The following is a 7,930-nucleotide window of genomic DNA, read 5'->3' as shown; positions in this document are numbered from 1 at the left end:
GAATAAAGGTTCTAGTTTACAAATTTTTAAAAAATAATACATTAATTTCTTGTTTCAACCTTATTATTTTACTACAGCTACCCTTAAAATGACCTTATTATTTATGTATAAATTGTTACAAAAAAAGTAAATTTAAGGCTGTAAATTAACTATTTTAAAAAACGATTTCGGCCTTCTTTTTCCAGTATTTCACTCATTATTAAGCAGATTTTTTGAATGTGTTTAGTAAAGGATAGTTTTCGTTGGAATTGTGGAGTATGTTTCGTTGATTTTTCCTTATGATAGCGCTTAAACACCTAAATGAAAAAAGGATAACATAAGAGAATGCTCTCTTATATCATCCTTTTTCTATTATTTCGTTACGTTTAAACGGTTGATCGCACGGCGAAGTGCTAATTCAGCACGTTTAAAATCGATTTCGTCTGATTTATGATTTAGACGTTCTTCAGCACGTCTCTTCGCCGCCTCAGCACGAGCAACATCAATATCCTCGGCTTTCTCGGCAGTTTGAGCAAGAATTGTTACTTTATCAGGGCGAACCTCGATAAAGCCACCACTTACTGCAACAAGCTCCGTGCCACTCCCTTGCTTTAGGCGAACTGCACCAATTTCTAATGGAGCAACCATAGGAATATGACCTGGTAAAATACCAAGCTCACCACTTTGAGCTTTTACACTCACCATCTCTACGTCTGCATCGTAAACTGGGCCATCGGGAGTAACGACATTGACTAATACTGTCTTCATACTCATACCCTCCTAGGTCCCAAAATTAGACTTCTACACCCATTTGTTTTGCACTTTCAATAACTTCTTCAATACGTCCAACTAGACGGAACGCATCCTCTGGAAGGTGATCGTACTTACCTTCAAGAATCTCTTTAAAGCCGCGTACAGTTTCTTTTACAGGTACATATGAACCTGGTTGTCCTGTAAATTGCTCTGCAACGTGGAAGTTTTGAGATAAGAAGAATTGAATACGACGAGCACGAGCAACCGTAAGCTTATCTTCGTCAGATAATTCATCCATACCTAAAATAGCGATAATATCTTGAAGCTCACGATAGCGTTGTAATGTTTGTTGAACATTACGTGCTACTTCATAATGCTCTTCTCCAACAATCTCTGGTGACAATGCACGAGAAGTTGAAGCAAGTGGGTCTACCGCTGGGTAAATACCCATCTCAGATAATTTACGCTCAAGGTTCGTTGTTGCATCTAAGTGAGCGAATGTTGTAGCAGGAGCCGGATCCGTATAGTCATCGGCAGGTACATAAATCGCTTGGATAGATGTAACAGAACCAACGTTAGTTGATGTGATACGTTCTTGTAATTGACCCATTTCTGTAGCCAATGTCGGTTGGTAACCAACGGCAGATGGCATACGTCCAAGTAGGGCAGAAACCTCTGAACCTGCTTGTGTGAAACGGAAGATATTATCCATGAAGAAAAGAACGTCTTGTCCTTGATCATCACGGAAGTATTCAGCCATTGTAAGACCTGTTAACGCAACACGCATACGTGCACCAGGTGGCTCGTTCATTTGTCCGAATACCATTGCTGTTTTCTTAATAACACCAGAGTCAGTCATTTCATGGTATAAGTCATTTCCCTCACGAGTACGCTCACCAACACCAGCGAATACAGAAATACCACCGTGCTCCTGTGCGATGTTGTTGATTAACTCCTGAATTAATACGGTTTTACCTACACCGGCACCACCGAATAGACCAATTTTACCACCTTTAATATAAGGTGCTAATAAGTCAACTACTTTAATCCCTGTTTCTAAAATTTCAACCTCTGTTGAAAGCTGGTCAAACTTAGGAGCTTGTCTGTGAATTGGGTCACGACGAGCATCAGCTGGGATTGGAGCATCTAAGTCGATGTTATCTCCTAATACGTTAAATACACGACCTAAAGTAACATCACCTACAGGAACTGAGATAGGAGCACCTGTATCTGTTACTTCCAAGCCACGCACAAGTCCATCTGTAGAAGACATCGCAACTGTACGTACTGTATCATCACCTAAATGTAAGGCAACCTCTAAAGTAAGATCTACAGCTACTTCAGTTTCACTACCTTCTGTTTTGATTGTAAGGGCATTATAAATATCTGGCAGTTGACCACTTTCGAATTTAACGTCAACAACCGGACCCATAATTTGGGTAATGCGTCCTTTATTCATCGTTTTCCCTCCTATCATAAAATGCGTTAGCGCCTCACAAAGCCGTTAAGTAAGTAAGACAATCACGAAAAGAAGGCGTTCTTTGCCTTCCATTCCTAATTGGCTAGACTTACCTGGCTAGGCATTGGAGCTAGACACCAAACTAAATGATTATCAATTGTTATACTATTCTAATGCAGCCGCACCGCCGACAATTTCAGTAATCTCTTGTGTGATTGCTGCTTGACGAGCACGGTTATATGTTAATGTTAAGCCGTCGATAAGTTCTTTTGCATTATCCGTTGCATTTTTCATTGCTGTCATACGTGCTGCATGCTCAGAAGCTTTACTGTCGAGTAATGCTCCATAGATGAGACTTTCAGCATACTGCGGTAACAACACTTGAAGAATTTCCTCCTGGTTTGGCTCAAATTCATATGAAGTTAGCTTTTGACCAGAAGAAGCGATATCAGATAGCGGAAGAAGCTTTTTCTCCGTTACATCTTGTTGTATCGCACTTACAAAGTGGTTGTAATACATATATAACTCATCAAATGTTTCGTCAGCGTACATATTAACTGCACCGCTAGCAATATCCTTAATCTGTGAAAAGTTCGTTTCATCGCCAACTCCGACAATTTCAGAAATGACGTTCATTCCGCGCTTTTTAAAGAAATCACGACCCATTCGTCCAATTGCAATGACAACAAACTCATCATTTGATTTATGTCGTTTTTGGATAGCTTGATAGGCAGCACGGATAACACTACTGTTAAAGGCACCTGCAAGTCCACGATCAGACGTAATGACCAAATATCCAGTACGCTTAACCGGTCTGCTTTCCAACATCGGATGGCTAGCATCAGAACTACCGTTTGCAATGCTCGCAACAACCTCTTGTATCTTCTCCATGTAAGGTACAAATGCTTTTGCATTGTTTTCTGCACGATTTAATTTCGCAGCAGAAACCATTTCCATCGCTTTCGTAATCTGACTTGTCTTTTTCGTTGAATTAATTCTTGATTTTATATCGCGTAATGATGCCAAAGGTTCTCACCACCTTTTTTAAAAAATCATCTAACAAGGGTCAGACCCCACTTAAATCAATAGATAAGCAAATTAATGAAATCCGCTAACTATTACAATTGTGGGTGGAATCAGACCCTATCATATCAATCAGAAAATTATTGTTCAGAAGGAGCAAAAGTCTTTTTGAAGCCTTCAATAGCAGCAGCCATATCTTCATCTTTCGGAAGTTTACCCGTTGTACGGATTTCTTCAAGAAGAGCTGCATGGTTTTGGTCTAAATATGCATAGAATTCTTCTTCAAAACGAGTAATATCCGCAACTGGAATATCATCTAAGAATCCTTTTGTTAATGCATAAAGAATCGCAACTTGTTTTTCTACTTTTAATGGCTTATTAAGACCTTGTTTTAATACTTCAACAGTACGAGCACCACGAGCTAATTTTGCTTGTGTTGCTTTATCAAGATCTGAACCGAATTGAGCGAATGATTCGAGCTCACGGAATGACGCTAAGTCTAAGCGCAATGTACCAGCAACACTCTTCATCGCTTTGATTTGTGCTGAACCACCGACACGAGATACAGATAAACCTGCGTTAATCGCTGGACGAACACCTGAGAAGAATAGATCAGACTGAAGGAAGATTTGTCCATCAGTGATCGAGATAACGTTTGTTGGAATATAAGCAGAAACGTCACCTGCTTGTGTTTCAATAAATGGTAATGCAGTTAGTGAACCGCCACCTTTTGCATCACTTAATTTTGCTGCACGCTCGAGCAAGCGAGAATGTAAATAGAAAACGTCACCAGGGTATGCTTCACGACCTGGAGGACGACGAAGTAATAATGAAAGTTCACGGTATGCCGCAGCTTGTTTAGAAAGGTCATCATAAACAACAAGCACGTGCTTGCCATTGTACATGAATTCCTCACCCATTGTTACACCAGCATAAGGAGCTAAGTATAATAATGGAGCTGGTTGTGATGCCGAAGCAGTTACAACGATCGTGTAATCTAATGCACCATGTTTACGTAATGTTTCAACAACACCACGAACCGTTGATTCCTTTTGACCAATTGCAACATATATACAAACCATATCTTGATCCTTTTGGTTCAAGATCGTATCGATTGCTACAGATGTTTTACCAGTTTGACGGTCACCGATAATTAACTCACGTTGTCCGCGTCCGATTGGTACAAGCGCATCGATCGCTTTAATACCAGTTTGAAGTGGTTCATGAACTGATTTACGATCCATTACACCTGGTGCTGGACTTTCAATTGGTCTAGTTTTTGTCGTTTCAATTGGACCAAGGCCATCTACCGGTTGTCCTAATGAGTTAACAACACGTCCGATTAACGCTTCACCTACAGGAACCTCCATGATGCGTCCTGTACGACGAACTTCGTCACCTTCACGAATATCTGTGAATGGTCCTAAAATGATAATACCAACGTTATTTTCCTCTAGGTTCTGAGCCATACCCATAACGCCGTTTGAGAATTCTAAAAGCTCTCCAGCCATGACATTGTCGAGGCCATGAGCACGAGCGATACCGTCCCCAACTTGAATGACTGTACCTACATCGCTAACTTTTATTTCTGACTGATAGTTTTCAATTTGCTTCTTTATAAGCGCACTAATCTCTTCAGCTTTGATGCTCATGAGTTTCACCCCTATCTACAATCTATTTGCGACAATTTGTCGCTCTATACGTTCAAGCTTTCCGCTTATACTTCCATCATATATACGATTACCGATACGTAGCTTTACGCCACCAATTAGGTTTTTGTCGACTATATTTTGCAAGCGCAATGATACCTTACCGATTTTCTTGGCAAATGAAGATGAGATTGATGATAATTCAACATCTGTAAGTGGACGAACAGAGTATACAATCGCATCCTCTGTACCACGCGCTTCGTTTGCACTTTGAACGAAAGCATCTACTACCTCTGTAACGAGGTTTGTACGATGACGGTCAACTAGTATTAATAAAGTATTTACAACATGCTGTGACAGCGATTGAAATGCTTCAGTTACAATTGACTTTTTCGCCTCTTTAGAAAATTTCGGATGGTTTAGTACATTTAAAAGCTCCTTATTCGAAGAAAATACTTCTTTTACAACGAGTAATTCACTTTCAGTTTTTTCAATCGTGTTTTGTTCTTTTGCAAGTTGAAAAAGAGCTAATGCATAACGGTTCGCAACGATTTCTTTGCTCATCGACCTTCGCCCACCTCATTGATGTAGTCGTTAATCAATTTTTCTTGCTCTCTTTCATCCAACTCTTTTTCGATTACTTTCGAAGCAATTAAGACAGAAAGAGAAGCAACCTGCTCACGTAACGCTGCAACAGCTTGTTCTTTTTCACGTTCGATTTCTTTCAATGCTGATTCTTTTAAACGGCCAGCTTCAGCACGAGCAGCTTGGATAATATCTTCCTTTTGTTGCTCACCAAGCTTTTTCGCATTTTCTACTAATGTTTGAGCTTCAACACGTGCTTGCTTTAACATTTCACGTTGCTCTTCTACTAGTTTTTGTGCTTCTTTATTTCTTTCTTCAGAACTATTAATTTCATTGGCAATATGCTCTTCACGCTGCTTCATAATGTTCATTACAGGTCCAAATGCAAACTTTCCTAGTAATGCAAGAAGGATTAAGAACATTAAGAGCTGGAATACGATATCACCTGTGTTTAGGCCAGTTGATGCACCTAATACTAGATCAAAAGTTAACATAGCTCGGTTTCACTCCCTTCAAGAGTTCCATGATGGGTTATGATAATGACAGTAAACTGTTTTTTTCTAAGTTAAGCTCAACCTCTTTTTCATTTGAGGTTGATAGACTACCGACAAGTAAGGGCAGTTCATCTACTAGTACGAAAGCACAAGTAGAAACTTACTGCCCCTTATGTTTGTAATAAAGGAATGGCGAAGGTTCGGTTCGAATGATCTTCGCCATATAGAATATTTTATCTTTTTATTATTGACCCATAACGATAAACGCGATAACAACGGCGATAATAGGAATCGCCTCAACTAATGCAACCCCGATGAACATAACTGTTTGTAGAGCTCCACGAGCTTCAGGTTGACGTGCAATCCCCTCTACTGTACGAGATACGATAAGACCGTTACCAATACCAGCACCTAGTGCCGCTAAACCAATTGCAATTGCAGCTGCTAATAAACCCATTGTTAAATTTCCTCCTTTAAATGTATGAAAAATAGTATTTCATTTCTTAATAAGTGTTCAAATGTTTTGAACATATATTGATTAATGGTCATGACTCACTTTATGTGCCATATAAACCATCGTTAACATAGTAAAAATAAACGCTTGGATAGCACCAACAAAGATACTAAAACCTTGCCATGCTAACATCGGTATTGCAGCTACTAGCGAGCCGAGAATACCATTTCCTAAACTTTCAGCATAACCACTTGTACCTAGACCTACAAGTAAGCCTAATAAAATCTCACCTGCATAAATATTCCCGTAAAGACGAAGACCTAATGTTAATGTGTTTGCGAATTCTTCAATAATCTTAAGCGGGAACATAAAAGGCATCGGTCTGATAAAATCCTTACCATACTCAGAAACACCTTTCATCTTAATGCCATAGTAGTGTGTTAATGCTACTACTAAAATTGCTAGAGTTAAAGTGATGGCTGGATCTGCAGTTGGTGACTTCCACCATAGATCATGTCCAACTACAATTGCAAATGGTAGACCTAACATATTTGCTACGAATACATACATTAATAATGTCATGCCTAACGTTAAAAAACGCCCACCTGTTTGCCAATCCATTGTACTGCCGATAATATTCTTAACAAAATCGACAACCCATTCAATAAAATTCTGCATTCCCGTTGGTTTCATCGCTAATTTACGAGTAGCAAAAAAAGCGATTAAGAAAACGATTAAACTAGCAATCGTAATCATCAGTACATTTGATAAATTAAAAGTAAGACCTAAAAACTTTACCACAGGAGCTCCGTGATCCAATAGATTCACCTCTCTTCCCAGCTAAGCGCGTGAATGTTGAATAACATAATCTATCATAATAACGACATACATCGTCATTAATCCAATGATAACACTGTACAAATTAAAATAGTCAGGAAACTTAATAGCAAAAAAGACTGCAACACCTGCTGCGGCCATTCGTGACGTTGTTCCTAACGACCCCGCTTTTCTTCCTTCTTTTATGGCAAGGTCAAATTGACGATGCTTTCTTACCATAATCCACAAATTATACAGAGTAATGCTTGTTCCTAGAATGAGCCCTAGAAAGACAGACTGATATTCCGTAAAACCCCATCCTAATACATAGATGGCGAGTAGATAAAATATGTATTTACGATATCTGCGAAACATCAGATGCATATCAAACATGAAATGTTTATTCTCCTGAGAAATAGTGGTGGACTAATTTATACATGGCATAAATACCAGTAGCTAGTCCAAGCAGAAGGCCTACGACTAAAAACAATGGTTCCGTTTTAAAATGATGATCGAGCCATTTTCCGCCAAAAATCCCAATTAAAGTTGATCCAACCAACTGAGATAAGATAGCTGACATCAGCCCCATTGCATGCAAGGGGTGTCGTGGTTTTTGTCGCATATATATAAATCCTCGTTACTTGATTTATAAATGGTATAAGGGGTTAAAAAGGGTTTTGAAAAGGTTTTGTAAACCTTATCATTACACCCTCGTTTA

10 protein-coding genes are annotated in these 7,930 nt (G+C 39.1%); all 10 read right to left on the bottom strand.

Translation table 11 applies throughout. From position 1 onward, the window contains the following. Positions 1-351: 351 nt before the first annotated feature. The 10 genes from HU235_RS02670 to HU235_RS02625 all read right to left on the bottom strand — a co-directional run bounded on the left by HU235_RS02670 (position 352) and on the right by HU235_RS02625 (position 7,834). Positions 352-747 (bottom strand): F0F1 ATP synthase subunit epsilon, encoded by a 396-nt coding sequence (locus HU235_RS02670; RefSeq protein WP_095301544.1) that lies wholly within the window; start codon positions 745-747, stop codon positions 352-354. Between the two features lie 25 nt (positions 748-772). Then, complete coding sequence (gene atpD, locus HU235_RS02665) at positions 773-2,191, bottom strand: F0F1 ATP synthase subunit beta (protein ID WP_095301543.1); 1,419 nt, start codon at positions 2,189-2,191, stop codon at positions 773-775. Positions 2,192-2,356: 165 nt separating this feature from the next. Then, on the bottom strand, positions 2,357-3,217 hold the full coding sequence (locus HU235_RS02660; RefSeq protein ID WP_095301542.1) for a F0F1 ATP synthase subunit gamma: 861 nt from the start codon (positions 3,215-3,217) through the stop codon (positions 2,357-2,359). 137 nt (positions 3,218-3,354) lie between these two features. Then, positions 3,355-4,866 (bottom strand): F0F1 ATP synthase subunit alpha, encoded by a 1,512-nt coding sequence (atpA, locus tag HU235_RS02655; RefSeq protein ID WP_174879263.1) that lies wholly within the window; start codon positions 4,864-4,866, stop codon positions 3,355-3,357. Between the two features lie 15 nt (positions 4,867-4,881). Continuing rightward, entirely contained in the window at positions 4,882-5,427 is a 546-nt protein-coding gene (locus tag HU235_RS02650; RefSeq protein WP_095301540.1) for a F0F1 ATP synthase subunit delta, read from the bottom strand. Continuing rightward, positions 5,424-5,942 (bottom strand): F0F1 ATP synthase subunit B, encoded by a 519-nt coding sequence (gene atpF, locus HU235_RS02645; RefSeq protein WP_095301539.1) that lies wholly within the window; start codon positions 5,940-5,942, stop codon positions 5,424-5,426. The genes HU235_RS02650 and atpF overlap by 4 nt, the downstream gene beginning before the upstream one ends. Positions 5,943-6,186: 244 nt before the next feature. Further along, positions 6,187-6,399 (bottom strand): F0F1 ATP synthase subunit C, encoded by a 213-nt coding sequence (gene atpE, locus HU235_RS02640; RefSeq protein WP_095301538.1) that lies wholly within the window; start codon positions 6,397-6,399, stop codon positions 6,187-6,189. 81 nt (positions 6,400-6,480) lie between these two features. Next, positions 6,481-7,215 (bottom strand): F0F1 ATP synthase subunit A, encoded by a 735-nt coding sequence (atpB, locus tag HU235_RS02635; protein ID WP_095301537.1) that lies wholly within the window; start codon positions 7,213-7,215, stop codon positions 6,481-6,483. 21 nt (positions 7,216-7,236) lie between these two features. Beyond that, positions 7,237-7,605 (bottom strand): ATP synthase subunit I, encoded by a 369-nt coding sequence (locus HU235_RS02630; RefSeq protein WP_095301536.1) that lies wholly within the window; start codon positions 7,603-7,605, stop codon positions 7,237-7,239. 7 nt (positions 7,606-7,612) lie between these two features. Continuing rightward, complete coding sequence (locus tag HU235_RS02625) at positions 7,613-7,834, bottom strand: AtpZ/AtpI family protein (RefSeq protein ID WP_095301535.1); 222 nt, start codon at positions 7,832-7,834, stop codon at positions 7,613-7,615. Positions 7,835-7,930: the final 96 nt, after the last annotated feature.

This window comes from Metabacillus niabensis, assembly GCF_902829255.1.
GTDB lineage: Bacteria > Bacillota > Bacilli > Bacillales > Bacillaceae > Metabacillus > Metabacillus niabensis.
Note: the sequence above shows the minus strand (reverse complement) of the source record. Positions and strands in the feature narration are given on the sequence as shown.

What these genes read in the sequence shown, in the direction of transcription:
- HU235_RS02670 (WP_095301544.1), bottom strand. Translation starts at nt 747, where the DNA reads ATGAAGACAGTATTAGTCAATGTCGTTACTCCCGATGGCCCAGTTTAC.
- atpD (WP_095301543.1), bottom strand. Translation starts at nt 2,191, where the DNA reads ATGAATAAAGGACGCATTACCCAAATTATGGGTCCGGTTGTTGACGTT.
- atpA (WP_174879263.1), bottom strand. Translation starts at nt 4,866, where the DNA reads ATGAGCATCAAAGCTGAAGAGATTAGTGCGCTTATAAAGAAGCAAATT.
- HU235_RS02650 (WP_095301540.1), bottom strand. Translation starts at nt 5,427, where the DNA reads ATGAGCAAAGAAATCGTTGCGAACCGTTATGCATTAGCTCTTTTTCAA.
- atpF (WP_095301539.1), bottom strand. Translation starts at nt 5,942, where the DNA reads ATGTTAACTTTTGATCTAGTATTAGGTGCATCAACTGGCCTAAACACA.
- atpE (WP_095301538.1), bottom strand. Translation starts at nt 6,399, where the DNA reads ATGGGTTTATTAGCAGCTGCAATTGCAATTGGTTTAGCGGCACTAGGT.
- HU235_RS02630 (WP_095301536.1), bottom strand. Translation starts at nt 7,605, where the DNA reads ATGTTTGATATGCATCTGATGTTTCGCAGATATCGTAAATACATATTT.
- HU235_RS02625 (WP_095301535.1), bottom strand. Translation starts at nt 7,834, where the DNA reads ATGCGACAAAAACCACGACACCCCTTGCATGCAATGGGGCTGATGTCA.